This is a genomic window from Nocardia sp. NPDC055050 (assembly GCF_053608345.1).
Map to the genome: position 1 here is coordinate 1 of NZ_JBSGVG010000048.1, position 25,295 is coordinate 25,295.

26 protein-coding genes and 4 tRNA genes are annotated in these 25,295 nt (G+C 67.3%); 11 read left to right on the top strand and 19 right to left on the bottom strand.

Annotated elements, in window-relative coordinates:
* Window positions 1-38: 38 nt before the first annotated feature.
* From ACWGCN_RS31695 to ACWGCN_RS31720, 6 genes are all read right to left on the bottom strand, one after another.
* Window positions 39-731, bottom strand: a complete 693-nt coding sequence (locus ACWGCN_RS31695) for an FABP family protein (RefSeq protein ID WP_452459653.1) — start codon at window positions 729-731, stop codon at window positions 39-41.
* 179 nt (window positions 732-910) lie between these two features.
* Entirely contained in the window at window positions 911-1,216 is a 306-nt protein-coding gene (locus ACWGCN_RS31700; protein WP_056818727.1) for a DUF1416 domain-containing protein, read from the bottom strand.
* 5 nt (window positions 1,217-1,221) lie between these two features.
* Window positions 1,222-2,055 carry a sulfurtransferase gene (locus ACWGCN_RS31705; protein ID WP_379315867.1) on the bottom strand — a complete coding sequence of 278 codons (834 nt, stop codon included), beginning with the start codon at window positions 2,053-2,055 and terminating at the stop codon, window positions 1,222-1,224.
* Between the two features lie 29 nt (window positions 2,056-2,084).
* Window positions 2,085-2,555 (bottom strand): DUF4395 domain-containing protein, encoded by a 471-nt coding sequence (locus ACWGCN_RS31710; RefSeq protein ID WP_452459652.1) that lies wholly within the window; start codon window positions 2,553-2,555, stop codon window positions 2,085-2,087.
* Window positions 2,556-2,828: 273 nt separating this feature from the next.
* Entirely contained in the window at window positions 2,829-3,263 is a 435-nt protein-coding gene (locus ACWGCN_RS31715; protein ID WP_378990570.1) for a thioredoxin family protein, read from the bottom strand.
* Window positions 3,260-4,108, bottom strand: coding sequence for an LmeA family phospholipid-binding protein (locus ACWGCN_RS31720; RefSeq protein ID WP_378631811.1), 849 nt, complete (start codon window positions 4,106-4,108; stop codon window positions 3,260-3,262). The genes ACWGCN_RS31715 and ACWGCN_RS31720 overlap by 4 nt, the downstream gene beginning before the upstream one ends.
* A gap of 200 nt (window positions 4,109-4,308) precedes the next feature.
* Here ACWGCN_RS31720 and ACWGCN_RS31725 point away from each other — a divergent pair, with 200 nt between their 5' ends.
* From ACWGCN_RS31725 to pstB, 6 genes are all read left to right on the top strand, one after another.
* Window positions 4,309-5,073 carry a winged helix-turn-helix transcriptional regulator gene (locus ACWGCN_RS31725; RefSeq protein ID WP_101464573.1) on the top strand — a complete coding sequence of 255 codons (765 nt, stop codon included), beginning with the start codon at window positions 4,309-4,311 and terminating at the stop codon, window positions 5,071-5,073.
* Window positions 5,074-5,095: 22 nt separating this feature from the next.
* Window positions 5,096-6,004 carry a mycothiol synthase gene (gene mshD / locus ACWGCN_RS31730; RefSeq protein WP_452459651.1) on the top strand — a complete coding sequence of 303 codons (909 nt, stop codon included), beginning with the start codon at window positions 5,096-5,098 and terminating at the stop codon, window positions 6,002-6,004.
* 296 nt (window positions 6,005-6,300) lie between these two features.
* Window positions 6,301-7,416 carry a phosphate ABC transporter substrate-binding protein PstS gene (pstS, locus tag ACWGCN_RS31735; RefSeq protein ID WP_378990567.1) on the top strand — a complete coding sequence of 372 codons (1,116 nt, stop codon included), beginning with the start codon at window positions 6,301-6,303 and terminating at the stop codon, window positions 7,414-7,416.
* A 91-nt stretch (window positions 7,417-7,507) separates the two neighbouring features.
* A complete protein-coding gene (gene pstC / locus ACWGCN_RS31740) occupies window positions 7,508-8,479 on the top strand; it encodes a phosphate ABC transporter permease subunit PstC (RefSeq protein ID WP_378990566.1) in 972 nt (323 codons plus the stop codon).
* Window positions 8,479-9,384 (top strand): phosphate ABC transporter permease PstA, encoded by a 906-nt coding sequence (gene pstA, locus ACWGCN_RS31745; RefSeq protein WP_378990565.1) that lies wholly within the window; start codon window positions 8,479-8,481, stop codon window positions 9,382-9,384. Before pstC ends, pstA begins: the two co-directional genes overlap by 1 nt.
* Before the next feature lie 19 nt (window positions 9,385-9,403).
* A complete protein-coding gene (gene pstB, locus ACWGCN_RS31750) occupies window positions 9,404-10,180 on the top strand; it encodes a phosphate ABC transporter ATP-binding protein PstB (protein ID WP_056818713.1) in 777 nt (258 codons plus the stop codon).
* Window positions 10,181-10,278: 98 nt separating this feature from the next.
* Here pstB and ACWGCN_RS31755 read toward each other — a convergent pair whose 3' ends face one another.
* The 4 genes from ACWGCN_RS31755 to dusB all read right to left on the bottom strand — a co-directional run bounded on the left by ACWGCN_RS31755 (window position 10,279) and on the right by dusB (window position 14,907).
* Window positions 10,279-10,476 (bottom strand): hypothetical protein, encoded by a 198-nt coding sequence (locus ACWGCN_RS31755; RefSeq protein WP_378990564.1) that lies wholly within the window; start codon window positions 10,474-10,476, stop codon window positions 10,279-10,281.
* 185 nt (window positions 10,477-10,661) lie between these two features.
* A complete protein-coding gene (phoU, locus tag ACWGCN_RS31760; RefSeq protein ID WP_378658005.1) occupies window positions 10,662-11,327 on the bottom strand; it encodes a phosphate signaling complex protein PhoU in 666 nt (221 codons plus the stop codon).
* A 91-nt stretch (window positions 11,328-11,418) separates the two neighbouring features.
* Entirely contained in the window at window positions 11,419-13,506 is a 2,088-nt protein-coding gene (locus ACWGCN_RS31765; RefSeq protein WP_379315295.1) for an LCP family protein, read from the bottom strand.
* A 246-nt stretch (window positions 13,507-13,752) separates the two neighbouring features.
* Complete coding sequence (gene dusB / locus ACWGCN_RS31770) at window positions 13,753-14,907, bottom strand: tRNA dihydrouridine synthase DusB (RefSeq protein ID WP_379315294.1); 1,155 nt, start codon at window positions 14,905-14,907, stop codon at window positions 13,753-13,755.
* 204 nt (window positions 14,908-15,111) lie between these two features.
* Here dusB and ACWGCN_RS31775 point away from each other — a divergent pair, with 204 nt between their 5' ends.
* A complete protein-coding gene (locus ACWGCN_RS31775; RefSeq protein ID WP_379315293.1) occupies window positions 15,112-15,681 on the top strand; it encodes a hypothetical protein in 570 nt (189 codons plus the stop codon).
* 62 nt (window positions 15,682-15,743) lie between these two features.
* On the opposite strand, the gene ACWGCN_RS31780 is transcribed toward ACWGCN_RS31775, so the two are convergent.
* From ACWGCN_RS31780 to ACWGCN_RS31790, 3 genes are all read right to left on the bottom strand, one after another.
* The gene (locus ACWGCN_RS31780) at window positions 15,744-16,700 is read right to left on the bottom strand and encodes an acyl-ACP desaturase (protein WP_378990561.1); all 957 of its coding nucleotides are present in this window, start codon (window positions 16,698-16,700) and stop codon (window positions 15,744-15,746) included.
* 230 nt (window positions 16,701-16,930) lie between these two features.
* On the bottom strand, window positions 16,931-17,527 hold the full coding sequence (locus ACWGCN_RS31785; protein WP_378990559.1) for a DUF937 domain-containing protein: 597 nt from the start codon (window positions 17,525-17,527) through the stop codon (window positions 16,931-16,933).
* Window positions 17,528-17,664: 137 nt separating this feature from the next.
* Window positions 17,665-17,740 (bottom strand) — tRNA-Lys (locus tag ACWGCN_RS31790).
* Between the two features lie 732 nt (window positions 17,741-18,472).
* On the opposite strand from ACWGCN_RS31790, the gene ACWGCN_RS31795 reads away from it, so the two are divergent.
* The 4 genes from ACWGCN_RS31795 to ACWGCN_RS31810 all read left to right on the top strand — a co-directional run bounded on the left by ACWGCN_RS31795 (window position 18,473) and on the right by ACWGCN_RS31810 (window position 19,524).
* A complete protein-coding gene (locus ACWGCN_RS31795) occupies window positions 18,473-19,144 on the top strand; it encodes a TetR family transcriptional regulator (RefSeq protein WP_378990557.1) in 672 nt (223 codons plus the stop codon).
* Between the two features lie 91 nt (window positions 19,145-19,235).
* Window positions 19,236-19,308 (top strand) — tRNA-Glu (locus ACWGCN_RS31800).
* Between the two features lie 38 nt (window positions 19,309-19,346).
* Window positions 19,347-19,420: transfer RNA gene (locus ACWGCN_RS31805), tRNA-Asp, on the top strand.
* A gap of 30 nt (window positions 19,421-19,450) precedes the next feature.
* Window positions 19,451-19,524: transfer RNA gene (locus ACWGCN_RS31810), tRNA-Phe, on the top strand.
* A 58-nt stretch (window positions 19,525-19,582) separates the two neighbouring features.
* Here the strand turns inward: ACWGCN_RS31810 and ACWGCN_RS31815 are convergent.
* The 6 genes from ACWGCN_RS31815 to ACWGCN_RS31840 form a co-directional block, all read right to left on the bottom strand.
* Entirely contained in the window at window positions 19,583-20,272 is a 690-nt protein-coding gene (locus ACWGCN_RS31815; RefSeq protein ID WP_378990556.1) for a TetR/AcrR family transcriptional regulator, read from the bottom strand.
* 7 nt (window positions 20,273-20,279) lie between these two features.
* Complete coding sequence (locus ACWGCN_RS31820) at window positions 20,280-21,266, bottom strand: NADPH:quinone oxidoreductase family protein (RefSeq protein WP_452460056.1); 987 nt, start codon at window positions 21,264-21,266, stop codon at window positions 20,280-20,282.
* A gap of 70 nt (window positions 21,267-21,336) precedes the next feature.
* Window positions 21,337-22,374, bottom strand: a complete 1,038-nt coding sequence (locus tag ACWGCN_RS31825; RefSeq protein WP_449968157.1) for a phosphotransferase family protein — start codon at window positions 22,372-22,374, stop codon at window positions 21,337-21,339.
* Entirely contained in the window at window positions 22,367-23,149 is a 783-nt protein-coding gene (locus ACWGCN_RS31830) for an SDR family oxidoreductase (protein WP_378990553.1), read from the bottom strand. The genes ACWGCN_RS31825 and ACWGCN_RS31830 overlap by 8 nt, the downstream gene beginning before the upstream one ends.
* 1 nt (window position 23,150) lies before the next feature.
* Window positions 23,151-24,365 carry an acyl-CoA dehydrogenase family protein gene (locus ACWGCN_RS31835; RefSeq protein WP_378990552.1) on the bottom strand — a complete coding sequence of 405 codons (1,215 nt, stop codon included), beginning with the start codon at window positions 24,363-24,365 and terminating at the stop codon, window positions 23,151-23,153.
* Between the two features lie 15 nt (window positions 24,366-24,380).
* A complete protein-coding gene (locus tag ACWGCN_RS31840) occupies window positions 24,381-25,202 on the bottom strand; it encodes an SDR family oxidoreductase (protein WP_378990551.1) in 822 nt (273 codons plus the stop codon).
* Window positions 25,203-25,295 lie beyond the last annotated feature (93 nt).

Sequence of the window (25,295 nt, forward strand, 5' to 3'; positions counted from 1 at the left end):
GCCCAGATCAGATCTGGGCGGGCCGTTCTCGAAGAATCTCAGCCGATGTAGCGGACCAGCCGCGCCGACAGGCGGGGGACGAGCGCGCCGTCGGGGTCCACGCGTTCTTCCACGTAGGCGAGGTCGCCGTTGTCGACGATGCCGTAGAGGCGTTTGGCGCCGCCCACCACCGCGCCGGAGGTGCTGCGGATGGAGACGTCGGTCGCGAGCTCCCAGGAGGCCTGGTTGCGGGCCTTGCCGTAGTACAGCTCGATGACGCCGTTGCTGTGGGTGAGCAGGAGTTCGAGCAGCTCGTCGGTGCCCTCACCGCCGACCCGCCAGTAGCCGCTCTCGCGCAGGTCCGGGCCGGTGTACTTGCCGTCCGCGTCGAGCTTCCAGGTCTGCGATTCCCAGGCCAGGTAGTCGCCGCCGTCGTGGGAGACGATGATCTGCTGGCCGAAGCGGTAGTCGCCCTCGGCGGGGTGGTGGCCTTCGCCCTCGCCGCGCCACACGCCGACCAGCGGCAGCAGGGCCAGCATGGCGTGGTTCAGATCCGGGCCGAGGCGCAGATTGGCCGTGTCCTCGGGCAGGGGGAGGCCGGGCAGCACCGAAATGTTTCGGGCGCCGGTTTCCTTCGCCCGTTCGGCGGCGACGTTGACTGCTTCGTCGCCGCTACGACGCTCGGCCGGAGCGTCTTGCTCTGTGCTCGCTCGCTCGGCCTGTTCGTTACCTTCGCCAGCGAGCCCGCTCATGACTCGGTGAAGAGCCGGTAGAAGACGTACAGGCCGAACCAGCCGATGAGAATCGACACGGCGACAAGGAGTACCTCGAAGAAGATGACCACAATCGGAGTCTAGCCAGTCCTCGTAACAGATACGAAAACGGCCCTGGTAGTTCCCGCACAGGAACTACCAGGGCCGTTGTGAGCTTCTTACTTGGCGACCGCGACGTCGACGGCGTGAATGCCGGCGCCCTCGGGGCTGATCTCGGCGGAGCCGTTGCCCGACGAGCTCAGCGCGCGCAGGGTCCACGAACCCGGCGCGGCGAAGAAGCGGAAATCACCGGTGCCGGAGGCCACGACCTCGGCGGTGAAGTCACCGTTGCCGTCGAGCAGACGCACGAACGCGCCGCCGACGGGCTGGCCGTCGGTGCTCAGGACACGGCCGGTGATGACCGTTTCCTTCTCCACATCGACGCCGGCCGGAATGGCCTGTCCCTGGGTAGGTGCTGCACACATATTGATTACGCTCCCAACTCGATAGGCGCTCCGACGAGGGAACCGTATTCGGTCCAGCTGCCGTCGTAGTTCTTGACGTTCTGGTGGCCGAGCAGCTCCTGCAGCACGAACCAGGTGTGCGAGGAACGCTCGCCGATGCGGCAGTAGGCGATGGTCTCCTTCTCGCCGTCCAGGCCCGCGTCCTTGTACAGCTCGGCCAGGTCGGCGTCGCTGCGGAAGGTGCCGTCCTCGTTCGCGGCCTTGCTCCACGGCACGTTGATCGCGCCCGGGATGTGGCCGGGACGCTGGCTCTGCTCCTGCGGCAGGTGCGCGGGCGCGAGGATCTTGCCCGAGAACTCGTCGGGGCTGCGCACGTCGACCAGGTTCTTGGTGCCGATGGCCGCGATGACCTCGTCACGGAACGCGCGGATGCTCAGGTCGGGAGCGGCGGCCTTGTACTGGGTGGCCGGGCGCGCAACCGCGTCACGCGAGAGCGGACGACCGTCGAGCTCCCACTTCTTGCGGCCGCCGTCGAGCAGCTTGACGTCGTTGTGGCCGTAGAGCTTGAAGTACCAGTAGGCGTAGGCCGCGAACCAGTTGTTGTTGCCGCCGTAGAGCACCACGGTGTCGTCGTTGCCGATGCCACGCGCCGAGAGCAGGTCGGAGAACTGCTCCTGGTTCACGAAGTCGCGACGGACCTGATCCTGCAGGTCGGTCTTCCAGTCAAGGCGGATGGCGCCTTCGATGTGGCCACCCTCGTAGGCGGAGGTGTCCTCGTCGACCTCGACGAAGACGACGCCGGGGGCGTTGAGGTTCTCTTCGGCCCAGTCAACGGAGACCAGGACATCGGAGCGAGCCATGTTGTTCCTTTCAGAGACGTGCAAGGGGGTCAGTTCGGTGCCGGGGCTGGTGACCGGCGGAAGCGAGCTACCAGCGGATAGATCTGGCAACCCAGGCAGACCCCGAACGCCGCGTTCAAGAACGCCGCGAACAGGGCGAAGCCGGCGAACACCGCGCCGACGATCGAGGAGCCGAGCGCGAAGCCCAGCAGGGAGAGACCGGCGAACACGAAGCCGAGCGCTTGCGCGAAACGCAGCGGCGGCACGGGCTCGGTCTCGGTGGGCGGACCGTTGCGCGGCGCGACGAACGCGGCGTAGATCCGGCCGTAAGGGTGCTTGGCGGGGCCGCTGATCGCGCCGATCGCGAAGACGACGGCCTGCAGGCCGATCAGGATCGCGGCCGCGGCGGTCGACAAGGCGGCGACGAGAAGCACGAGAACCAGCACGCCGGTGGTGATCCAGGCCACGAAACGCGGCCCGCGGACATCGACGTGAGGGGGAGATTCAGAGGAACGGGTCATTGTGCGAACTCCTGGGCTTTGTGTAAGTCAGGGGGATCTGCCTGGTCACCGGGGGATCCAGAGGATCACTCGCACGGCGGGCATAGATCGACGTCAGAAATCTCGGGAGAGAAAAAGCCGATCGGTCAGCAGCACAGGCAGCAACAACCACCGAGGCGACACAGATCAACTGTGCGGCGTCGGGTGAGCATCAGCTCGTGGTCGGTTTGCACGAGAAGTAGTTTACCCGGTCTCACCGGAGAATGTCTCGGCCCCCCTGGATATGGGGCTAGATCACACCGTCAGGGGTTCGAGGGCGGTGCGCAGGTCGCCCGCCTTGGGAACGCCGGAGATGCGGAAGCGCTCCTTGCCCTCGGCGTCGAAGACGAAGGTCGTCGGCAGCGAGAGGACATTGAGCTCGCGGGCCAGCGCGGGATCGGCGTCGATGTCGATCTCGATGTCGCGCGGGGCATTCGGGGACTCCGACAGGTCGGCGGTGACGCCGGCGACGACCCGGCGGACCGCGTCACACGGGCCGCACCAGTCGGCGGAGAAGTGCAGCACCGCGGGGGCCGCACCGGTCACGCCGGCGGCGTCGAGCAGGCGGGCGCGCTGATGGGTCTCGGGGTCGAGGGTGGCGGGACGAACCTGCCCCTGCCTGCGCGACAGGTAGAACCCGACCGCGACGGCGGCCGCGATGACGGCGGCCAGAATGACGATCTCGATCATGGTTGCTGCAATCGGTCCAGGTCGATGGTGACGTTGCGGCCGACACCCTCGACGACGATCTGGCCGCCGAGCGCCGACACCTCGGTCGGTGCGACACCGAACGGCAACTCCTTGATATCGATCGTACGGCTGAAGCGGGCGAGCACTGCGGCGTGATCGGTCTCGGGGATCTTCGAATCGGTCTTGACCGCGGCGGTGGTGTCGACCGTGCTGGTGGTGTCGGTGTAGAAACCGGTCGCCTGGATCCGGACCTTGTCGCCCTCGAGCAGCAGGTCGGCCTGGATCTGCACCGGCACCCGGGTCGCGGAACTGGACGGGGTGACACCGGCGGGCAGGACGCGGCCGTTCGCTGCGGTGGGCAGGGTGCCCTTGAGGACGAGGACGCCCGCGGTGGTCATTCCGGACCCGCCGGAGCCCCCTGTGCCGTCGGACTTGTCGGCCGGCGGGGTGTGGACCTGCAGGTCCGGGATGCCGAAGAGTTTGCCGAGTTCGGTGGGCTCGAAACGCATCAACGCGTCGATCCGGTCGACCTGCGCCGTGCGCGCCGCGCCGTCGAGCAACTCGCTGGCCGTGGCGTGCAAGCCCTGCAACTTGGCCTCGATGCCGACCTCGCCGGGGATGTCGGGCCGCACGGCGCGGGCGCGGATCGTCACGTCGTCGTAGCGGCCGCTCATCGCCTGCGCGGCGAACGGGAATCCGTGGAACGTGACCTCCGGGTCGGCGGACAGATCCGCGCCCGCCCGCAGTTGACGGGAGACGTGGTACTCCGAATAGGCGGCGGCGCCGAAATCGATGACCACCGCCAAACCGGCCAGGCAGAGAAGCCCGATGATCAGCTTGCGCATGCTGTGACACTAGCGGCTGGCGCCGCGGGTCGCGGGCCCCTGGTCCCTCCGAGGCGAGGGCGAAGAACACAAAACGGACGCCGTGTTGCGAGGTAGTGGCTGTAGAGGCGCTAATGTTGCACACGACTTAACCTGTGTTTCGGCGACGTAGCTACGCGGCTGCTGTCGTCCGCGGAGCAACGAGATAGGAGGAGAGCCCCATGGAGCTGCTCCTACTGACCTCCGACCCCAACCCCGACGCGGTCCTGCCGTCGTTGACGCTCCTGGCGCACAACGTCCGGCCCGCGCCGACCGAGGTGTCGTCCTTGCTGGAGGCGAGTAGCGCCGATGTCGCGCTGGTCGACGCCAGAACCGACCTGGCCGCCGCGCGCGGTCTGTGCCGACTGCTGGGCAGCACGGGGTCTTCTGTTCCGGTGGTCGCGGTCCTGACCGAGGGCGGCCTGGTGGCCGTCAACGCGGACTGGGGCCTGGACGACATCCTGCTGCCCGGGACCGGCCCCGCCGAGCTCGACGCGCGCCTGCGACTGCTGGTCGGCCGCAACGGCGGGGTCGCCAGCCCGGAGAACACCGGCAAGATCACCCTGGGTGAGCTGGTGATCGACGAGGGCACCTACACCGCGCGCCTGCGTGGCCGCCCGCTCGACCTCACCTACAAGGAATTCGAGCTGCTCAAGTACCTCGCGCAGCACGCGGGCCGGGTGTTCACCCGCGCCCAGCTGCTGCAGGAGGTCTGGGGCTACGACTTCTTCGGTGGCACCCGCACCGTCGACGTGCACGTGCGGCGCCTGCGCGCCAAGCTCGGCACCGAGTACGAGTCGCTGATCGGGACCGTGCGCAACGTCGGCTACAAGGCGGTGCGCCCGGCCCGGACGGCCACAGCCAAGGGTGAACCCGCGGTGACCTTCGTCGACGAGGACATCGACGGCGACGACTCCTTCGCCCCGCTCAACGGCACCGCGCAGTAGCAGCGCACCCAGGAGGATGGCGATGCCGGATACAGCAACCTTGACCTGGGCTGCTCAGATCGAGCCCGGCACCGCGAACACGGTGCGGTCCCTGCTCGAACGCGCGGCCGACATCGACGGTGTCGCTCCGGTCTCGGAGCAGGCGGTGCTGTCGCTCGCCGAAGCCGATCCGTCGACCCGGCACGTGCTGGCGCTACGCGGGGGCGAGTTGGTGGGTTACGCGAATCTTGTTGCGGCACATGACGATCACCCCGCGATGGCCGAGGTCGCCGTCGACCCCGCCGCCCGTGGCGCCGGTATCGGCACGGACCTGGTCCGTGCCGCACTGGCCGAGGGTGGCACGGGCACCAGGGTGTGGGCGCACGGTGACCTACCCGCCGCCAAGGCACTGGCGACCGGCCTCGGGTTGGTCACGGCTCGCGAGCTGTGGCAGATGCGCCGCTCGCTGGCAACCCCGGAGCTACCGGAACTCGAGCTTCCGGAAGACCTCATCCTCCGCACCTACGCGGGCCCCGTCGACGACCTCGAGATCCTGCGGGTGAACAACGCGGCTTTCGCCTGGCATCCCGAGCAGGGCGGCTGGACCGAGCGTGACATCGCCGCTCGCCGCGCGGAATCGTGGTTCGAACCGGCCGGTCTGTTTCTGGCGTTCGACGTCGCCGACCCGGACCGCCTGCTCGGTTTCCACTGGACCAAACAGCATCCCGACGCCGCTCCCGCCGGTGAGGTGTACGTGGTCGGGGTCGACCCGTCCGCGCAGGGGCGTGGCCTGGGCAGACTGCTCACTCTGGCCGGTCTGCGACACCTGCGCGCGGCCGGCTCCACGGAAGTCCTGCTCTACACCGAAGCCGACAACACCGCCGCCGTGAACACCTACACCAAGCTCGGATTCGCGCCCGCCCACATCGACGTCGCGTACTCCCTGCCCTGATGCGAGTCACCTCACATTCGAGGTGAATTCTGGTGCGCGAGGAGAATATTGCGCGGATGACCGGGCAAGCGCGAGTAAAACTGGGGCTAACGTCACATTCGCGGCATTGATCGCGCCGGGCTGTTCATTCTCCGTTAACCCACATCGGGCCAACTGTCAACCGGACGACCTTAGGTTACTTCTGGGCGGCACAGTCGTCGCCTGGTGCGCGCATTCCTCGGGGATAGCGAGCACCGGCCAGCCTCGCTCGGGCCGGTGAGGGACCGAGTGAGACACCCAGCATTGTCGGAGGAAAAGTGAACTTCAAGCGCACCAGTGCCCTGGTCGGCGTCTTCGCCGTGGGCGCCATGACCCTGGCGGCCTGTGGCAGTGACGACAACGCCACCGGTGGCGATGCCAGCAATGCCGCCAACACCAGCGTTGCCTGTGGTGGCAAGAAGGCGCTCAAGGCGTCCGGTGCCTCCTCGCAGAAGAACGCCATGGAGCGTTTCGTCGCGGCCTACGAGAACAACTGCGACGGCTACACCCTGAACTACACCTCGAGTGGCTCGGGCGCCGGCGTCAACGAGTTCCTCGGCGCCCAGACCGATTTCGGTGGCTCCGACTCGGCGCTGAGCTCCAAGAAGGAAGAGCCGGCCAAGGCCGCGGAGCGTTGTGGCGCCCCCGCGTGGAACCTGCCGACCGTCTTCGGCCCGATCGCCATCACCTACAACGTCGACGGCGTCACCGACCTGGTGCTCGACGGCCCGACCGCCGCCAAGGTGTTCAACGGCTCCGTCGCCACCTGGGATGCCCCCGAGATCAAGGCGCTCAACCCCAACGCCAAGCTCCCCTCGGAGAAGATCGCCGTGATCTTCCGCTCCGACGAGTCGGGCACCACCGACAACTTCCAGCTCTACCTCGACGCGGCCTCCGACGGCGCGTGGGGCAAGGGCGGCGGCAAGACCTTCAACGGTGGCGTCGGTGAAGGCGCCAAGGGCAACGAGGGCACCTCGGCCGCCATCAAGAACACCAAGAACTCGATCACCTACAACGAGTGGTCCTTCGCCAAGGCGCAGAACCTGTCCATCTCGCAGATCATCACCTCCGCGAGCAAGGACCCGGTCAAGCTGTCGGCCGAGTCGGCCGCCAAGGCCATCGACGGCGTGAAGATCAAGGGTGAGGGCAACGACCTCGTCCTCGACACCAGCTCGTTCTACAAGCCGACCGCCGCCGGCTCGTACCCGATCGTCATGGCCACCTACGAGATCGTGTGCTCCAAGTACGCCGACGCCGAGACCAGCAAGGCCGTCAAGGCCTTCCTGACCTCGGCCGTCACCAACGGCCAGACCGGTCTGACCGAGGCGGGCTACGTGCCGCTGCCCGACGCGTTCAAGACCAAGCTGACCACCGCGATCAACGCCATCTCCTGATCGCTTCCTGGCCATGACCATGCACCCCGAGGTGACCGCAGTGGGCTCGTCGAATTCGACGAGCCCACGGGCGGCCGGAGATACTGCGAATATGCCGACCGAACCGAAAATCGACAAGGCCCCTGACGGGGGTCGTACCGGCCGCCTGAACGCCGAGACGATCTTCCGGTGGACGGCCACCGCGGCCGGCGCGACGATCGTCGCGGCCATCGCGTTGATCGCGCTGTTCCTGCTGATCCGCGCGGTCCCCTCGATCAGGGCTGACGAGGTCAACTTCTTCACCAGTACCGAATTCTCGACCGGTGACGCGAACAACCTGCGCTTCGGTATCCGCGACCTGTTCATGGTCACGGTGCTGAGCTCGGTGTTCGCGCTCATCGTCGCGGTGCCGATCGGTGTCGGTATCGCGCTGTTCCTGACGCACTACGCGCCGTCGCGGCTGGGCAGGCCGTTCACGATGCTGATCGACCTGCTCGCCGCGGTGCCGTCCATCGTGTTCGGTCTGTGGGGCTTCCTCGTGCTGGCGCCGCAGATCGCGCCGGTGCAGGAATTCCTCAACAAGAACCTGAGCTGGTTGTTCCTGTTCTCCGACGGCAATGTCTCGATCGCGGGCGGTGGCACTATCTTCACCGCCGGTGTCGTGCTCGCCGTGATGATCCTGCCGATCATCACCTCGGTGGCTCGCGAAGTGTTCGCACTCACCCCGCGCGCCCACATCGAAGCCGCGCAGGCACTCGGCGCCACCAAGTGGGAAGTCGTGCGGATGACCGTGCTGCCCTACGGCCGCAGCGGTGTGATCGCGGGCTCCATGCTCGGTCTCGGCCGCGCGCTCGGTGAGACGATCGCGGTGCTCGTCGTGCTGCGTACCGCGAGCAACGCGGGTAGCTGGTCGCTGTTCGACGGCGGCTACACCTTCGCCTCCAAGATCGCCTCGGCGGCCTCGGAGTTCAGTTCACCGCTGCCCACCGGCGCCTACATCGCCGCCGGCTTCGTTCTCTTCGCGCTGACCTTCATCGTCAACGCGCTGGCCCGCCTGGCTTCCGGCGGAAAGGTGAACGGCTGATGACCACCACGACGACCCTCGACAAGCCGCTCAAGGCGCCCACCTTCCGGCATGTCAGTACCGGCAGGCGGATCAAGAACAACATCGCGACCGGCCTGGTCACGCTCTGCTTCGTCATCGCTCTGATCCCGCTGGTGTGGGTGCTCGGACTGGTGGTGAGCAAGGGCTTCACCGCGATCATCTCGTCGGACTGGTGGTTCAACTCGCAGAAGGGCATCCTGCCCGACCAGACCGGTGGCGGTGTCTACCACGCTATCTACGGCACCATCGTGCAGGCGGCGGTCGCCTCTGTCATCGCGGTACCGCTCGGCATCATGGCCGCGGTCTACCTGGTCGAATACGGTCGCGGCCGGCTCGCCAAGGTCACCACCTTCATGGTCGACATCCTGGCCGGTGTGCCCTCGATCGTCGCCGCGCTGTTCATCTTCGCGCTGTGGATCGCCACCTTCGGCATGCCGCAGAGTTCCTTCGCCGTCTCGCTGGCGCTGGTGTTGCTGATGCTGCCGGTGGTCGTGCGCAGCACCGAGGAGATGTTGAAGCTCGTCCCCGATGAGCTGCGCGAGGCGTCCTACGCGCTCGGCGTGCCGAAGTGGAAGACCATCCTGCGGATCGTCGTTCCCACCGCGGCTCCCGGCATGATCAGCGGCATCCTGCTCTCGCTCGCTCGCGTGATGGGCGAGACCGCACCGGTGCTCGTGCTGGTCGGATACTCGAAGTCGATCAACCAGAACATCTTCGACGGCAACATGGCCTCGCTGCCGCTGTTGATCTACCAAGAGCTGGCCAACCCGGAGGCCGCGGGCCGCGAACGTGTTTGGGGTGCGGCACTCACGCTGATCCTGATGATCGCGGTGCTGTACCTGGCTGCCGCCGGCGTCAACAAGCTGCTCACCCGGAACCGATAGAAGCGAACGGAATACTCAGATGGCCAAGCGGATCGACGTCAAAGATCTCAACATCTATTACGGCAGCTTCCACGCCGTGGCGAATGTGGAACTGACCGTGCTGCCGCGCAGCGTCACCGCCTTCATCGGTCCCTCCGGCTGTGGCAAGTCCACCGTGCTGCGCTCGCTCAACCGCATGCACGAGGTGACCCCGAACGCCCGCGTCGAAGGTGCCGTGCTGCTCGACGGCGAGGACATCTACAGCTCCTCGATCGACCCGGTCGGCGTGCGGCGCACCATCGGCATGGTGTTCCAGCGTCCGAACCCGTTCCCCACCATGTCGATTCGCGACAACGTGGTGGCCGGGCTCAAGCTGCAGGGCGTGCGCAACAAGAAGGAGCTCGACGAGGTCGCCGAGCGCTCGCTCAAGGGCGCCAACCTCTGGAACGAGGTCAAGGACCGGCTCGACAAGCCCGGCGGCAGCCTCTCCGGTGGTCAGCAGCAGCGTCTGTGCATCGCCCGCGCCATCGCGGTCTCGCCCGACGTCCTGCTGATGGACGAGCCGTGTTCGGCGCTGGACCCGATCTCCACCCTGGCGATCGAGGACCTGATCACCGAACTCAAGAAAGAGTTCACGATCGTCATCGTCACCCACAACATGCAGCAGGCCGCGCGGGTGAGTGACCAGACCGGTTTCTTCAACCTCGAGGCCCAGGGCAAGCCCGGTCGCCTGATCGAGATCGACGACACCGAGAAGATCTTCTCCAACCCCACCCAGCGCGCCACGGAGGACTACATCTCCGGCCGCTTCGGGTAAGAGCACAGAGAAAAGCCCCGCACTCCTTCTGAAAGGAGTGCGGGGCTTTCTCGTTACAGCGGCACGGAACTAGCGCTGCTGTACAGCCGCCGGCGCTATCAGGCGATGATCCATCCGTACGAGCCCTGGCCGTATGAATAGCACAGCCACTTCGTCGCGCCCTCGTACTGAACGTCGCCGACGTGATACGCATCGCACGGCGCTGTCGGCGCAGCCGCAGCTTGCGGGGCGAGCAACACCGCGGTCAAGATCGTGGCGGCGCCGACCAATGCACCGGAGAGCAATCGTTTTGCCATTGCGAAACCTCTTTCATTTCAGTAGATCCCCACAGAGGTTGCGCTATTCGAACCCCCCTTGTTACGTAGGCTACCGAACTGTGTTGGCGGAAACAATGGCTGTCGACCATCGAAATGCTCAGGGCAGCAACAGAATCCGGCCAAGAAGAAAGCCCCCGCGGTGAGCGGGGGCCGACTCCTGATTCTCAGCTGGTTTCGAGGTCCTCGTCGCCGGGCAGGACACCCGTTACCAGGAAGATCACGCGACGGCCGATCTCCACGGCGTGGTCGGCGAAGCGCTCGTAGTAGCGGCCCAGCAGGGTGACGTCCACCGCGGCGGCTACGCCGTACTTCCAGTCGCGGTCCATCAGGAGGGTGAACAGGTGGCGGTGGAGGTCGTCCATCGCTTCGTCGTCCTGGTTGAGCTGGGCGGCGCGCTCGGGGTCGCGGGACTCGAGTACCTCTTTGGCGCCCGCGCCCATGTTGACCGCGATGCGGCCCATCTCGGCGAAGTAGCCGTTGACCGACTCGGGCAGGGCGTGGGCGGGGTGGCGGCGGCGGGTCACCTTGGCGACGTGCAGCGCGAGCGCGCCCATCCGGTTGACGTCGCCCACGATCTGGATCGCGCTGACGACCTGGCGCAGGTCGCCCGCGACGGGAGCCTGCAGTGCGAGCAGCGCGAAGGCCTTCTCCTCGGCCTCGGTGATCATCACCGAGATCCGATCCTGCTCACCGATGACCTGCTCGGCCAGACCCAGGTCGGCCTGCAGCAGTGATTGGGTGGCCTGTTCCATGGCCTGGCCAGCGAGACCGGCCATCTCGCCGAGGAGGTTGGCGAGGTCGGCCATTTGCTCGTTGTAGATGACACGCATGATTGCAGACCCTAGTGGGTACCCGGATCCCTGTCACCCAACGCCGGGTTAATGCCACATGGCAGTGTCGTGGCAGGTCAGCGGCTGTGCCCTACTTGCACGTGTCGTCGGCGGCGTTCATGTGCTCGAGGTCGGAGGGCAGCGCGACCGGGGCCGCGCTGTGCGGCTGGCCCATCGGCACCGTCGGCAGTTCCGTGCCGACCGGTGTCGCCGTGCGGACCGTGCCCGCGAAATCAGTGCCGACCACTACTTCGATGATGCTGCCCAGCTCGTTGGCCTGCTCCAGGACCGCGCCGGGGATCGCGCTCGCCACGGTGGCGGCCTCGGCTTCCAGACCCGCGGCGTAGCGGATCGTCGAGGTCGACGCGGTACCGCCGGAGTAGTTGCCGGTGTTGTAGATCCCGAAGCCCTGGTAGCTGAGCTTGGAGGCGACCGTCTTGGCCGCGCCCACCGTGCCCGAACCGTTGGACACCAGCAGCGACATCGTGCTCGGGGCCACCGCGTACTGCTTGGGCGCGGCCGGGGCCGGCGACGGCGCCGAACTCTGCACCTCAGGTGCCTTGGTCTCACCCGGCAGCGGCTGGTCGTCGATGACGGCGCGGAAGATGGCCTTGATGTCGGATTCGCGCGGAATCTCGTTGCCGTAGGAGGTGGTGCCCGCCGTGGGGATGGTCAGGAACGTCACCGCGCCCGCGTCCATCTTCTGCAGGGAACGGCCGAGCAGCAGGAGGTCCTGCGGTGTCACCTTGTCCACGAAGGTGTGGGCGGTGAAGGCCTGGATGAACCCGTTGAGCTTGCCCGGATCGAAGAGCACCTTGCTCGATAACGCCCCACGTAACAGCGACGCGAGGAAGCGCTGCTGGCGGTTGATCCGGTCGTAGTCGCTGCGTTCCTCACCGACCACGTGCCTGGCGCGCACGTAGTTGAGCGCGGTCTCGCCGTTGACCCGCTGCTTGCCCGAGGTCTCGAGCACCGGACCGAGGACGCCGTCGATGATCGGCTTGGTCGAGCACACCTCGACGCCACCGATCTGGTCGACCATGGCCTCGAAACCGGCGAAGTCGATGCCGATGAAGTGGCCGATGGTCAGGCCTGACATCTTGCGAATCACGTCGACCAGGCACTTGGGCCCGCCGCGGGCGTAGACGGCGTTGAGCTTGTCGCTCATGGCCGACGGGAGTTTCTGGTCGGTATAGGTGGCCGTGTCGTTGTCCCATTCCGAGCACACCGGACGGGAGACGTCCAGGTCGCGGGGGAACGACACGACCACCACGCGCGAGCGGTTCTTCGGGATGTGCACCAGCATCGCCGTGTCGGCGCGGGCGCCCTCGGTGTCGGCGGCGGAGCCCGCGCCCATGTCGGCGTTGACGCCCGCTCTGGTGTCGGTGCCGACGATGAGGTAGTTCTCGTCGCCGAGCTGCATATCACCGTCGAGCACGTCGCCGGTGGCGCCGCCGCCGAGTGCGTCGACCTGGGTGAAGCTGCTGTTGGTGGCTTGGAGGTAGCTCCAGCCGCCGCCGGTGATCACCAGTGTGAGCACCGCGACGAAGGTGAGCGTGACGCGCCCTGCCATCCGTGCCTGCTTGTTCCGGCGCTCTCCTGTGCCCGCACGGCCGTCCGGGCGACGTGGCGGTGCCGCGGACGCGGTTTTGACCGGCCGGGCGCGCTCGGGCTCGGCGGCGGGGTTCACCGTGGGCAGGATGTCGGTGGGCGGATCGACCGGACCGCCCACCCGCCGTGCCGGGACGGCGGTGCGGACCGGCTCCTTCGACTGGGCGGGCAGCGCGGTGGTCGCGGTGCGGTCGGCGGGGGATTCGGCGCGATGGGGTGGGGTGCCCGCGATGTCGTCGACGACGGGGGAGCCGTCGGTGCGGGGGGCGATGTCGGGACGTGGGGTGGGGCGCGGTGCCTGTTCGCGGGCGCGGCGGCCCGCGCGCGAGGCGGGCTCGGCGCTCTCCGCGGGCGGAACGCGTCTGCCGCGCCTGGTGCGTTCGCTGTCGACCCGGTTCACCAGGTCGGCCACCGTCAGCGGTGCGGAACCGGCGTCCTGCGTCGCGTCGGCGTGACGCGAACGTCGCGAGCCGTTTTCCGGTTGCTCGGTGGGTTCGGCCGTCGGGTATCGCTCCCAGGGGGCGCGATTTCCGGGCCGGGGCGTACGCCCGCGCCGATCGTCACCCACCAACGAACCTCACTTCTCTATCTGGCGCAGCCTGCGCGTCACCGCCCGGCTCCGATTCGAACCAGAGTCGAACGATCCCGCAATGATAACGATTCCGCCACGAGTGGCCACTCCAGTGCACACGGGAATCGCTGACGATGTGATGACGAAGCTCGAATCGCCGACGAAAAGCCCTGCTCGAGACGGTGTGATCGGAGGAAACCGCAGCGGCTTACGAATTGATGTCGACCCGTTATCGGTGGCTGGTCAGCCGCCGCTGTGCATCACATCGGCCGCGGCCGGGACGGTGTCGTCCTCCGGATCGTCGAGCCAACCCTCTGGAAGCACCACCTTGGTCTGCGGCGAACCCTGCCGTCCGCGCGGTCCGAGCGCGTCGGTGGGGAACGGCACGGCCGGGTCGAGCTGTCCGACCAGGTCCTCGATCTGCGACAGCTTCGACACGGTGGCGAAACTGCGCCGCAGCTGCGAGCCGACCGGGAAACCCATCAGGTACCAGGCCATGTGCTTGCGGATATCGCGCATGGCCTTGTCCTCACCGTCGTGCTCGGTGAGCAGGGTGGCGTGGCGCACCAGGATCTCTCCGACGCGGCCGAGCGTCGGCCCTTCCGGGATCGGTTCGCCGCGCAGGGCCGCGCTGAGTTCGGCGAACAGCCACGGCCGGCCGAGGCAGCCGCGGCCGACGACCACGCCGTCGCAGCCGGTCTCGTTCATCATCCGCAGGGCGTCGTCGGCGGTGAAGATGTCGCCGTTGCCGAGGACTGGGATGGAGGTGACGGCTTCCTTGAGCCGGGCGATGGCCGACCAGTCGGCCGCGCCCGAGTAGAGCTGGGCCGCGGTGCGCGCGTGCAGTGCTACGGCGGCGGCGCCCTCGGCCTCGGCGATGCGGCCGGTGTCGAGGTAGGTGTGGTGGTCGTCGTCGATGCCGATGCGGAACTTGAAGGTCACCGGAACACCGGCCGGTTCGGCCGCGGCCACCATCTCACGGACGATATTGGCGAAGAGCCTGCGCTTGTACGGCAGCGCCGACCCGCCGCCGAGCTTGGTCACCTTGCGGACGGGGCAGCCCAGATTGAGGTCGATGTGGTCGGCCCAGCCCTCGCCGACGATGATCCGCACGGCCTCGCCGAGCGTCTTGGGATCCACGCCGTAGAGCTGCATCGAGCGCGGATGTTCGTCGGCGTCGAACGACATCATGTGCAGCGTCTTCTCGTTGCGCTCGACCACTGCGCGGGCGGTGATCATCTCGCACACGTAGATCGAGGTCGCGCTACCGAACTCCCGGCACAGCCTGCGGAAGGCACGGTTGGTGATGCCCGCCATCGGCGCGAGCACAACCGGCGGATCGACCGGGTAGGGCCCGATCCGCAGCGCGGTGGGCGCCTGGGGCAGCGTGGTAGTCACGCACACGATTGTCTCATCCGCCCCGATGTGATCGATCTCGCGTCCTGATGCTTATCCGCGGGTCATCGCCGCCACTGCGACCGAGATGACACCGTTTACCTGCTACGCCGTGTCCGGAACAGGTCCGCGACGTCAGTAGCCTTACTCTGCTGGCATCGTCGCCTCCGGCGGTGCGCTGTCCCCACGTAATCGGAGAAGACCCCCATGGAAGACGCCACCGACCTGACGAAAACCCCTGCCACGCCCGACAAGGGCACGGTCGCCGTGCGCGTCTCGTCGCTGGTGGGCGGCGCCGTGATCGCCGTCCTGGCGATTCTCGCGCTGGTGCTCGGCGTGCTGCTCGGCTCGGCCCGTTCCGAGATCTCCGACATGAAGGACCAGGCCGCCGACGACGCGAAGGCCGAACAGATCGCCCTCGACTACTCCGTCGGCTCGGCGACCCTGAACTACCAGGACGTCAACGCCTGGGTCGCCAAGCTGAAGGCCGGAACCTCACCCGAGCTGTCGAAGAAGTTCGACGCCACCGGCGCGAAGCTCGAGCAGATCATCATCCCGCTGAAGTGGACCTCCACCGCCACGCCGATCACCGCCAAGGTGCTCTCGCACGAGGGCGAGGTCTACAAGGTCGCGGCGTTCGTGGACGTGAGCACCACCAACGCGCAGAACCCCGACGGCCTGCGCAACACGGTCACCTACAACATCACCGTCGACGCGGGCAAGGACTGGAAGATCACCGACGTCGGCAGCGCCGACGGCGCCCTCCCGATGAAGTAGTCCCCACACAAAAGCGCCGCCCACCTTCGATCGAGGTGGGCGGCGCTTTTCGTAGGAAGGTGTTAGACGCTCACCATTTCGCGGCGCTTGGCTTCGCGAGCGAGCATCTTGTCGCGCTGCTCCTCGAACTTCAGCACGTCCTGGCCCAGCTTCTCCAGGAAGCCTGCCAGCCGCTCACGGGTGGCCTCGCCACGCGCGGTGAAGTCGGTGCGGTCGAAGACGTTCCACTTCTTGAGCACCGGCTGCACGACCTCTTCGAGGTGCTGGCGCAGGTCGTAGATGCCGTGCTTGGCCATCAGCACGCCGTTGCGACGGAAGTTCGGCATGCCCGCGCCGGGCATCTGGAAGTTCTCGACGATCATCGAGATGGCCTCGATGGTCTGGTCGGGGCTCAGGTCCATCGCCGCGCCGCAGAGGTTGCGGTAGAAGATCATGTGCAGGTTCTCGTCGGCGGCGACGCGCTGCAGCATGCGGTCGGCGATCGGGTCGTCACAGACCTTGCCGGTGTTGCGGTGGCTCACGCGGGTGGCCAGTTCCTGGAAGGTCACGTAGGCGACCGAGTGCAGGAAGCCCGCGTCGACCTCGGTGGGGGAGGCGAAGCCGTTGGTCATGTGGATCATCCGCGCCTCTTCGAGGGCGACCGGGTCCACGCCGCGGGTGACGACCAGGTAATCGCGCATCACGATGCCGTGCCGGTTCTCCTCGGCGGTCCAGCGACCCACCCAGGTGCCCCAGGCGCCGTCCTGGGAGAAGTTCTCGGCGATCTCACGGTGGTAGGACGGCAGATTGTCCTCGGTGAGCAGGTTGGTGATCATGGCCGCCTTGGCGACCTCGCTGAGCTTGGACTGCTCAGGATCCCAGTCGATGCCGCCCATGGCGGCGAAGTTGCGGCCCTCGTCCCACGGGACATAGTCGTGGGGGTGCCACTCCTTGGCCAGCGACATGTGCCGGTTGACGTTTTCCTCGGCAACCGGCTCCAACTCCGTGAGCAGTTCGAGTTGAGTCAGATCCCTTGCCATGTAAAAACCCTTCGCTGTCGTGCTTGCGGTCGAACGTCGCGATGCGGCCATACCTTACGGCACCGTAGGTGTGATGCGAAACGCAACAGAGCGGTTTTCCGACGATGTTGAGCAACGCCACAACTCGTCAGTAGATCCGATGGTCGTGCTGACGAGTCTAGGTGCTCGGCCCGCAGCATAGGGACTATCGCTGCGGGCCTCGCGACGTTAACTACAGGTAGATGAACATCTCAGCGCTTGCCGCCGAGCAGTCCGCCGAGCACGCTGCCCAGCGCACCTCCCGCGTTCTTCGACAGGGCGTCGCCGATCATGCCGCCGAGCCCGCCGGTGTTGCTGCTGCCGCCGAGCAGGCCGCCCAGCAGATCACCGAGACCGCCACCGGAGGCCTGCGTCTGCTGCGGTGCCGGAGCCGCGGCGCCGCCACCGCCGGTGAGCTGTTTGGCCACGTAGGCGAGCACGATCGGGGCGAGAATCGGCAGCAGCTTGCCGATCAGGTCGTTGCCGCCGGTGCCGCCGCCCGCGCCGAGCGCGCTGATGACGGTGTTCTTCTCGTCACCGAAGACGTTGTCGACGATCTTCTCGCCGTCGCCGACGTCCACCTGCTGCAGATCCACCGCGCCTTCGCCGTCGACGAGGCCGCCGTGGTTGTCGAGCGCGCCGAGCAGTGAGGCCGCGCCTTGTGGCTGGGCGGCGTTGGCCTGGAGGCCGCCGAGCAGCGTCGGCAGCGCGGCCTGCACGGCCGTGGTGGCGGTCGCCTGGTCGACGCCGAGCTGGTCGGCGATCTGGGCGATGGGTACTTGGGAGAGCAAATCGTCGAAGGAAGTCATCTCACTCCGCCTGAGGTCGTGGGCGCCCGGGAGCCCGGGTCGCGCTCAGGGTAGGTGAATCCGCGCACCGAACCCCTGGTTTCGGCGGCGTCTGTGGTTGGCGCGTCGCCACGTGACGATGGTCACGGTAGTAGTCGTGGTGCCCCCTGTAGGACTCGAACCTACGACCTAGTGATTAAAAGTCACCAGCTCTACCAACTGAGCTAAAGGGGCGCGCAGCGGAGTCTAGCGGACGCTGTGCCGAAGGACCGAACAGTCCCCCCGGGTCGAGTCGCGGGCGGCTGATCGCCGCTGGTGGCGGCCGGTAACGACGTGGACGTGCGCGACGATTTCCGGTAAACACCCGGTGCCCCAGCGGTGTTCGCGTTACGAGTTGCGTATGGTCATCGAATACTGTTGTATCGCAACATCTTTCGACAAGCAGGGGTGCAGCAGCGATGGAGAGGTCCAAGGTGGGCGCCGGTCTCGCGACCGTTCGGCGAACGTCGGCGGTGCCGGCGCGGTGGTCAACCGGGCTGCGCGCCTATGGAATTCGTACCCGAAGTAACCATTCCGGTTGCGCCCCGTTTGCTGGTTTGGATAACCGGATCGGATGTTCGGATGGGTACTCCAATCGCCGCGTGTCGACTCGCGAATGCGGGTACGGTGATCGCCTGGTGAATTTCGAAACAATCACCGGTACCGCGTTTTCCGTGGCTCCGGTGCAGGGTGTGGCGTTTCGGGAATTCACCGGCGGATCGCAGGCCGAGGTGATCGCGATGGGTGCGCGAACTCCCGGCAAAGGGGTAGTCGTTACCGCAGGAGGAGGCGGTTCTCACTGGTGGCGGGGCCGCTGTGCGAGGCACCGCGAGTCTTTCATACCGAAAGTTTGAATTAAAACCACAATTCGCACCAACGGTCTGTATTCGACCGTCGGCGTCGAGAAGGTTCGGAGGCGTTTCGAGCATGGCACGGCAGCAAGAGCGGGCGCGCCGGACACGCGCGGCGATAATCAAGTCCGCGGCCGTCGAGTTCGGGAAGAGCGGATATGCCGCGGCATCGCTCAACCGCATTCTGGAAGGTTCGCGCGCCACCAAGGGGGCGATGTACTTCCACTTCGACTCCAAGGAAGACCTGGCGCGCGCGGTGCTCGATACCGCGGTCGAGCGGTACCGGATCTGCGCGGAGCGCTGGCTCGCACGCGCCGACCTCGGTCCGCTCGATGTGCTGCACGGCATGGTCGACGAGATCGCCCTTCGCCTGGAACACGACACCATCGTGCAAGCCGAGTACCGCCTCGTGATCGAACCCGACTTCCATCGCGACAACGGCAACGGCGGCGGACGGATCGTCGGCCGCGCCACCCGCGTGCTCGCGGTGCGCGCCATCGACGACGGTCACCTGCGCGCCGACGCCGACCCCGACCGCTTCACCCGGACCCTGTCCGCGGCGCTGGCGGGCCAGCGCTATCTGGTCGACCCGATCTCCAACGGTTCCGCCGCCGACCTGCGCGCCCGCTTCGCCGAGGTGCTGGAGGTTATCGTGGAGGCGATGGCCACCCCGCTGTGGATCCAGAACTTCCGCACCGAGGGCTGGCGCGAGCAGGCACGCCTGGATGACCTCGGTTTGGGCGCCTGACCAGGCGATTTGGAACTCTGCGCACACCTGTCATAAGCTATGCGAGCTCCCAACGGAAACGTTGAAGCCGCCCCGGAGAGATTCGGAACGAGCCCCCTTCGTCTAGCGGCCTAGGACGCCGCCCTTTCAAGGCGGTAGCGCGGGTTCGAATCCCGTAGGGGGTACAGTCTTCGGACTGTGTCTAGCAGTACTGCAGAAGCATGGCCCTGTAGCGCAGTTGGTTAGCGCGCCGCCCTGTCACGGCGGAGGTCGCGGGTTCGAGTCCCGTCAGGGTCGCACGTAGTACCAGAGCAATCCGGTACTTCCGGCCAGGTAGCTCAGTTGGTACGAGCGACCGCCTGAAAAGCGGTAGGTCGCCGGTTCGATCCCGGCTCTGGCCACCTTCGATCCCCTCACCAGACAACTCGGTGAGGGGATTTTTTCGTTCGACCGCGCCGGTCAGTTCTTCAGCGGCATCCGCAGCGCGTTCGCCCAGAGCCGGGTCACCGTGTAGACGAGCTCCTCGATCGGGAGCGGCTTGCCGTCGAGGAGACCGTCGCCGGTGACGAAATAGTTGAAGGCCAGCCTGCTGACCATCCCCGACAGCGCCCGTGAAGACAGCATCGGATCCAGCTCGGGATCGGCGAGACCGCGCCGCTGGAGATCGGCGATGCTGCGGGCGTTGCGGCGGATGAATGCGTCGGCCCGTTCCTGGCGGAGCTTGCTGAACTCGGGATCGATATTGGCGACCTGTTCGAGCAGCCCCATCAACTTCGCGTTGCGCTTGTAGGCCTCGAAGTACGCCAGATTGCTGGCCTCGATGATCGACACGGGATCGTCGTCACCCGTCACGTGCTCCATCCCGGGATGCATCATGTCTTCCTGGGCGTGCTCCAGGATCGCCGCGAAGATCTCCTCTTTGCCGGCGAAATAGGTGTAGAAGGTGCCCGAGGAGCATTTGGCCTCCTGGGTGATGTCCACGAGCCGGGTATCGAGATACCCCGTGCGCTCGAACACCTTCCGTCCCGCGTCGATCAGCGCTGTCCTGGTGCGCAGCCCGCGCGGCGTGGCGGGCAGCTCGCGCAGCAGCGAGGTGCGCGCCATCGAGGGTGGCGCGCTGTCGCCTGCGGTCTCCGCACGTCGTTCCATGCCCTATTTATAGCCGGGGGTGGAACACGAGCCTGCCGACGGTGTCGCCGTCGCCGAGGCGGCCGAGGCCGTCGGGGACGTCGCCGAGCGAAAGGCGTTCGCTGATCAGTGGTCTCACCTCACCCGCCGCGGCCAGCCGCGACAGCTCGGCGTGGCAGTCGGCGATCGCCTGCTGGTTGTACTGCTTGTAGAGCCCCCAGTGCAGGCCGATGATCGAATAGTTCTTGATCAGCGCGTGATTGAGCGCGGGCTGGGGGATCGTGCCGCCCGCGAAGCCGATCACCAGGATGCGACCTTCGAAGGCGATGCATTTGGTGGACTTGGCGTAGGCGTCGCCGCCGACCGGGTCGTAGATCACGTCGGCGCCACGGCCGCCGGTGAACTCTTTGACGATCGGCACGAAATCCTCTGTGCGCCGATCGATCACGAGATCGGCGCCGAGGCGGCGGCAGTAGTCGGCCTTCTCCGGGCCGCCGACGACACCGATCACCCGCGCGCCCGCCGCCTTGCCCAGCTGCACGGCGGAACTGCCCACGCCACCGGCGGCGGCGTGCACCAACAGCGTCTCGCCGGGTTGCACCCGAGTGCGCCGGTGCAGGGCGAACCAACTCGTCTGATAGCCGATGACCAGTGCGGCGGCCTCGGCGTCGTCGAGGGAGTCCGGTGCGGGAAACGCGCTGTCGGCATCGAGCACGGCCAGCTCGGCGAACGCGCCACCGGGCAGGTTCGTGGTGCCGACGATCCGGTCACCGACCGCGAAATCGGCGCCGTCGCCGACCGCCACCACCTCACCGCACAGTTCGACGCCGGGCGTGAACGGCAGCGGCGGCTTGACCTGGTACTGCCCACGACACAGCAGCACGTCGGGGAAGTTGGCCGGCGCCGCGAGGACACGCACCAGCACCTGCCCCGGACCGGCCACCGGATCGTCGATGTCGTTGAACTGCAGTACTTCCCGCGGTTCGCCGAGTTCGGTTACCTGCCATGCTTTCATCGTCGATCAGTCCTTCGGTCCGCCGGCGAGGTAGTGACCTGGCCGGCGGCGGTCTCGGTTGCGGTGCGAGTCATGTCTGGATGTGTTCGGTGAGATCGAGTGCCTTGTGCACGATCGCGTCGATGCGTTCGACGGTCGGGGTGCCCGCGGCGGCCCTGTTCTGCGGCGTGTCCCGCGCTCGGCGCAGCACGCCCTCGGCGATGACAGCGAGCTTCCACAGCCCGAAGGCGTGCCAGTAGCGCAGGGCGGCCGGGTCGCGCCCGGTCAGCGCGAGGTAGGCCGCCGACATCTGCGCGCGGTCCGGGAAACCGGGCAGTGCCGACGCGGGAAAGTCGCCGCCGGTGTTCTCGCCCGGTTCCGTCCAGTAGGCGAGCAGGCTGCCCATATCGGCCAGCGGGTCGCCGAGGGTGGACAGTTCCCAGTCCAGCGCGGCCACGACTTCGCCGGTGTCGTGCGCGGTGATCACGTTGCGCAGGTGGAAGTCGCCGTGCACGAGGGTCACCTCCCGCTGCTCCGGGATGTCGGCGGTGAGCCTGCGGGTGAGCTCGTCGAGCTCCGGCAACTCCCGGGTCTTGGATTGCTCCCATTGCCCGCCCCACCGTTTGAGCTGGCGGACGGCGTAGGGCCGGTGACTCGCCAGATCGGCGAGGCCGACGGCGGCCAGGTCGACCGCGTGGATCTTCGCCAGCGTGCGCGGAAGCGATTCGGCGATGGCCCGACGACGCTGTGGGGTCAGCGATTCCACGATCGCCATGGTGTCGACCACCTGCCCGTCGACGAATTCCATCAGCACCATCGGTACCTCCGACACCGCCGGATCGTCGACGACACCGAGAATCCGCGGCGCCGGGACATCGGTGGATTCGAGCGCCGCCATGATCCTGGCCTCGCGCACCACATCGTGCGCGGAGGCGAGCAGGTGCCCCAGCGGCGGCCTGCGCAGCACCCACCGGCGGTCCGCGTCGTCGCGCACCAGATAGGTCAGGTTCGATTGGCCGAGGCCGATCCGGTCGAAACGCAGTGGCGCGGTGTGCTCGACGCCGACCGCGGCGAACCATCTTCCGATGGCGACCGGGTCGACGCCGACCACCTCGTGCGCGTCAGGCACCGACCGAGGCTCCGCTCCGGAACGGGGCGACGTCGCCGAGCCGCTGGCCGCCGTCGATCACCATGGTTTCGCCGGTGATCCAGCTCGCCGCGTCGGAGACCAGGAAGGCCACCGCGGCGGCGACGTCGTCGGGCTCGCCGATCCGGTCCAGTGCGGTCGAGGCCGAGAGCTCGCGCTCCTGCTCCTGCCACAGCGCTTCGGCCAGCTTGGTCCGCACCACGCCCGGCGCGATCGCGTTGACGCGCACCTTCGGCGACAGTTCCATCGCCAACTGCTTGGTCAGGTGGATCAGCGCCGCCTTGGACGCGTTGTACAGCCCGATGTTGGGCTCGAGACTCAGGCCGCCGATCGAGGTGGTGTTGACCACGGCGCCGCCGTGCTCGCCCATCCACGCGCGGGTGACCAGCTGCGTCCACAGCACGGGAGCCCACAGATTCACGTCGAAGATCTTCGCGAAGCGGGCGTGATCCTGGTCGATCGTCGGGCCGAACGCCGGGTTGGTGCCCGCGTTGTTGACCAGGATGTCGACGCTGCCGAACCGCTCGACGGTCAGCTCGACGCAGCGCCGTGCGGCGTCTTCGTCGACGACGTGCGCGCCGACCCCGATCGCGGTGCCGACGATCTGGGCCGCGGCCGCGTCCGCGGATTCCTGTGTGCGCGCGGTCAGCACGACGTTCGCGCCCGCGGTGGCCAGCGACTGGGCGATCGCCAGTCCGATGCCGCGGGAGGCGCCGGTGACGATGGCGGTGCGGCCGGTGAGATCCAGTCCGGTCATATCAGTTGCTCTCCTTGTACTTGCGCAGTTCCTGCCGTGCGATGGCACGCTTGTGCACTTCGTCGGGGCCGTCGGCGAGCCGCAGTGTGCGCAGGTGCGCCCAGGCGGCCGCGAGCGGGAAGTCGTCGGTGACACCGCCGGCACCGTGTACCTGAATGGCCCGGTCGACGACCTTCAGCGCGATGTTCGGCGCGGCCACCTTGATGGCGGCGATCTCGGTGCGCGCGGCCTTGTTGCCGACGGTGTCCATCAGATGCGCGGCCTTGAGCGTGAGCAGCCGGATCATCTCGATCTCGATGCGCGACTCGGCGATCCAGTCCCCGATGTTGGCGTTGTCGGCGATGGGCGCGCCGAAGGTGACCCGCGCCTGCGCGCGCTTGCACATCATCTCCAGCGCGCGTTCGGCCATCCCGATGCTGCGCATGCAGTGGTGGATGCGGCCGGGTCCGAGCCGGGCCTGGCTGATCGCGAAACCCTCGCCCTCGCCTTTGAGCACGTCGGTGGCGGGCACGCGCACGTCGGCGAAGTCGATCTCGGCGTGGCCTTCGCGTTCCTGGTAGCCGAAGACCGGCAGCCCGCGCAGGATCGTGACGCCCGGTGCGTCGATCGGGACCACCATCATGGTCTGCTGACGGTGCGGCGCCGCGGTGGGATCGGTCTTGCCCATCACGATCATCACACGACAGTTCTTGTGCAAGGCGTTGGTGGCGAACCACTTTCGGCCGTTGAGCAGGTAGTCGTCACCGTCGCGCACCATCGACAGTTCGATATTGGTGGCGTCGGAGCTGGCCACCCGCGGTTCGGTCATCGCGAACGCCGACGCCATGGTGCCGTCGAGCAGTGGCTTCAGGTACTTCTCTTTGTGCTCCTCGGTGCCGAACAGCTCGAGCACTTCCATGTTGCCGGTGTCGGGGGCGTTGCAGTTGCAGGCCTCGGCGGCGAGGTGGCTGCGGCCCATGATCTCGGCCAGCGGCGCGTACTCGAGGTTGGTGAGGCCGGGGCCGCGCCCGGGGTGCGGGTGGAAGAGGTTCCACAGGCCGCGCCGTTTGGCCTCGGCTTTGAGCTCCTCGAGGACGGGCGGCTGGAAATGGGGGTCGCCGGATTCGCGCATCTGCGCCTCGTAGACGGCCTCAGCCGGGTAGACGTGCGCGTCCATGAAGTCGAGCAGGTCTTCGGAATACTTCTTCGCGCGATCGCTCAGATCGAACAGTGACATGGCTCTGTCTCTCGCTCAGTGGGTTTCGGCCAGCAGCGACGACTGGTAGCGGCGCATGCCGCGCAGCCAGCGGTCGTAGTCGGCGCCTTTGTGGCGGTACATGTCCAGCACCTGTGGATGCGGCAGGATCAGGAAGTCCTCGGCGTCGACGGCCGTGAGCACGATGTCGGCCACGTCGGCGGGTTCGAGGACCTCGCCCGCCGCGACGACGGCGCGGGTCGCTGTGGCGCCGAGCTCCTCGCCCGAATTCTGGCCCTCGTACAGCAGTTTCGTGTTGACGCCCATCGGGCACAGGCAACTGACGCGCACGCCCTGGTCGCCGTAGGTGACACTGAGCCACTCGGCGAACCCGACCGCGGCGTGCTTGCTCACCGAGTAGGTGGCCGAACCGATCTGGGTGAGCAGTCCCGCGGCCGATGCGGTGCTGACGAAGTAGCCCGCACCGCGTTCGACCCACTCGGGCACCAGCAGCCGCGCGGCACGGATGTGGGCGCGCAGGTTCACGTCCAGCGAGCGGTCCCACTCGTCGTCGGTGACGTCGAGTCCGGCGGCGCCGACGATGCCCGCATTGGCGAAGTACAGATCGACGGGCCCGAAGTGCTGCTGCGCCACCGCGATCAGACCGCGGATCTCCTCGGTGACGGCGGCGTCGGCGCCGACTCCGACGGTTGTGCCGGGGTGATCGGCGTTGATCTGCTCCGACACCGCCAGCGCGGCGGGCTCGTCGAGGTCGGCCACCACCACCTTCGCGCCCGCCGCGGCGAGTGCGGCGGCCAGCGCGGCGCCGATGCCCGCGCCGCCACCGGTCACGATGGCCACTTTGTCGGCAACTCTCACGAGAATTCCTTCCGTTCGTTCCGTACCGGCTGGGTTCGCAGACCTGCTCGCCGGCCGGGTTCGATCAGCGATGGCTGCTCGGTGATCCGTAGG

Bases quoted from the DNA above. Each gene is read 5' to 3' on its own strand.
- ACWGCN_RS31695 (WP_452459653.1), bottom strand. From the start codon at position 731: ATGAGCGGGCTCGCTGGCGAAGGTAACGAACAGGCCGAGCGAGCGAGC.
- ACWGCN_RS31700 (WP_056818727.1), bottom strand. From the start codon at position 1,216: ATGTGTGCAGCACCTACCCAGGGACAGGCCATTCCGGCCGGCGTCGAT.
- ACWGCN_RS31705 (WP_379315867.1), bottom strand. From the start codon at position 2,055: ATGGCTCGCTCCGATGTCCTGGTCTCCGTTGACTGGGCCGAAGAGAAC.
- ACWGCN_RS31710 (WP_452459652.1), bottom strand. From the start codon at position 2,555: ATGACCCGTTCCTCTGAATCTCCCCCTCACGTCGATGTCCGCGGGCCG.
- ACWGCN_RS31715 (WP_378990570.1), bottom strand. From the start codon at position 3,263: ATGATCGAGATCGTCATTCTGGCCGCCGTCATCGCGGCCGCCGTCGCG.
- ACWGCN_RS31720 (WP_378631811.1), bottom strand. From the start codon at position 4,108: ATGCGCAAGCTGATCATCGGGCTTCTCTGCCTGGCCGGTTTGGCGGTG.
- ACWGCN_RS31725 (WP_101464573.1), top strand. From the start codon at position 4,309: ATGGAGCTGCTCCTACTGACCTCCGACCCCAACCCCGACGCGGTCCTG.
- mshD (WP_452459651.1), top strand. From the start codon at position 5,096: ATGCCGGATACAGCAACCTTGACCTGGGCTGCTCAGATCGAGCCCGGC.
- pstC (WP_378990566.1), top strand. From the start codon at position 7,508: ATGCCGACCGAACCGAAAATCGACAAGGCCCCTGACGGGGGTCGTACC.
- pstA (WP_378990565.1), top strand. From the start codon at position 8,479: ATGACCACCACGACGACCCTCGACAAGCCGCTCAAGGCGCCCACCTTC.
- pstB (WP_056818713.1), top strand. From the start codon at position 9,404: ATGGCCAAGCGGATCGACGTCAAAGATCTCAACATCTATTACGGCAGC.
- ACWGCN_RS31755 (WP_378990564.1), bottom strand. From the start codon at position 10,476: ATGGCAAAACGATTGCTCTCCGGTGCATTGGTCGGCGCCGCCACGATC.
- phoU (WP_378658005.1), bottom strand. From the start codon at position 11,327: ATGCGTGTCATCTACAACGAGCAAATGGCCGACCTCGCCAACCTCCTC.
- ACWGCN_RS31775 (WP_379315293.1), top strand. From the start codon at position 15,112: ATGGAAGACGCCACCGACCTGACGAAAACCCCTGCCACGCCCGACAAG.
- ACWGCN_RS31780 (WP_378990561.1), bottom strand. From the start codon at position 16,700: ATGGCAAGGGATCTGACTCAACTCGAACTGCTCACGGAGTTGGAGCCG.
- ACWGCN_RS31785 (WP_378990559.1), bottom strand. From the start codon at position 17,527: ATGACTTCCTTCGACGATTTGCTCTCCCAAGTACCCATCGCCCAGATC.
- ACWGCN_RS31795 (WP_378990557.1), top strand. From the start codon at position 18,473: ATGGCACGGCAGCAAGAGCGGGCGCGCCGGACACGCGCGGCGATAATC.
- ACWGCN_RS31815 (WP_378990556.1), bottom strand. From the start codon at position 20,272: ATGGAACGACGTGCGGAGACCGCAGGCGACAGCGCGCCACCCTCGATG.
- ACWGCN_RS31820 (WP_452460056.1), bottom strand. From the start codon at position 21,266: ATGAAAGCATGGCAGGTAACCGAACTCGGCGAACCGCGGGAAGTACTG.
- ACWGCN_RS31830 (WP_378990553.1), bottom strand. From the start codon at position 23,149: ATGACCGGACTGGATCTCACCGGCCGCACCGCCATCGTCACCGGCGCC.
- ACWGCN_RS31835 (WP_378990552.1), bottom strand. From the start codon at position 24,365: ATGTCACTGTTCGATCTGAGCGATCGCGCGAAGAAGTATTCCGAAGAC.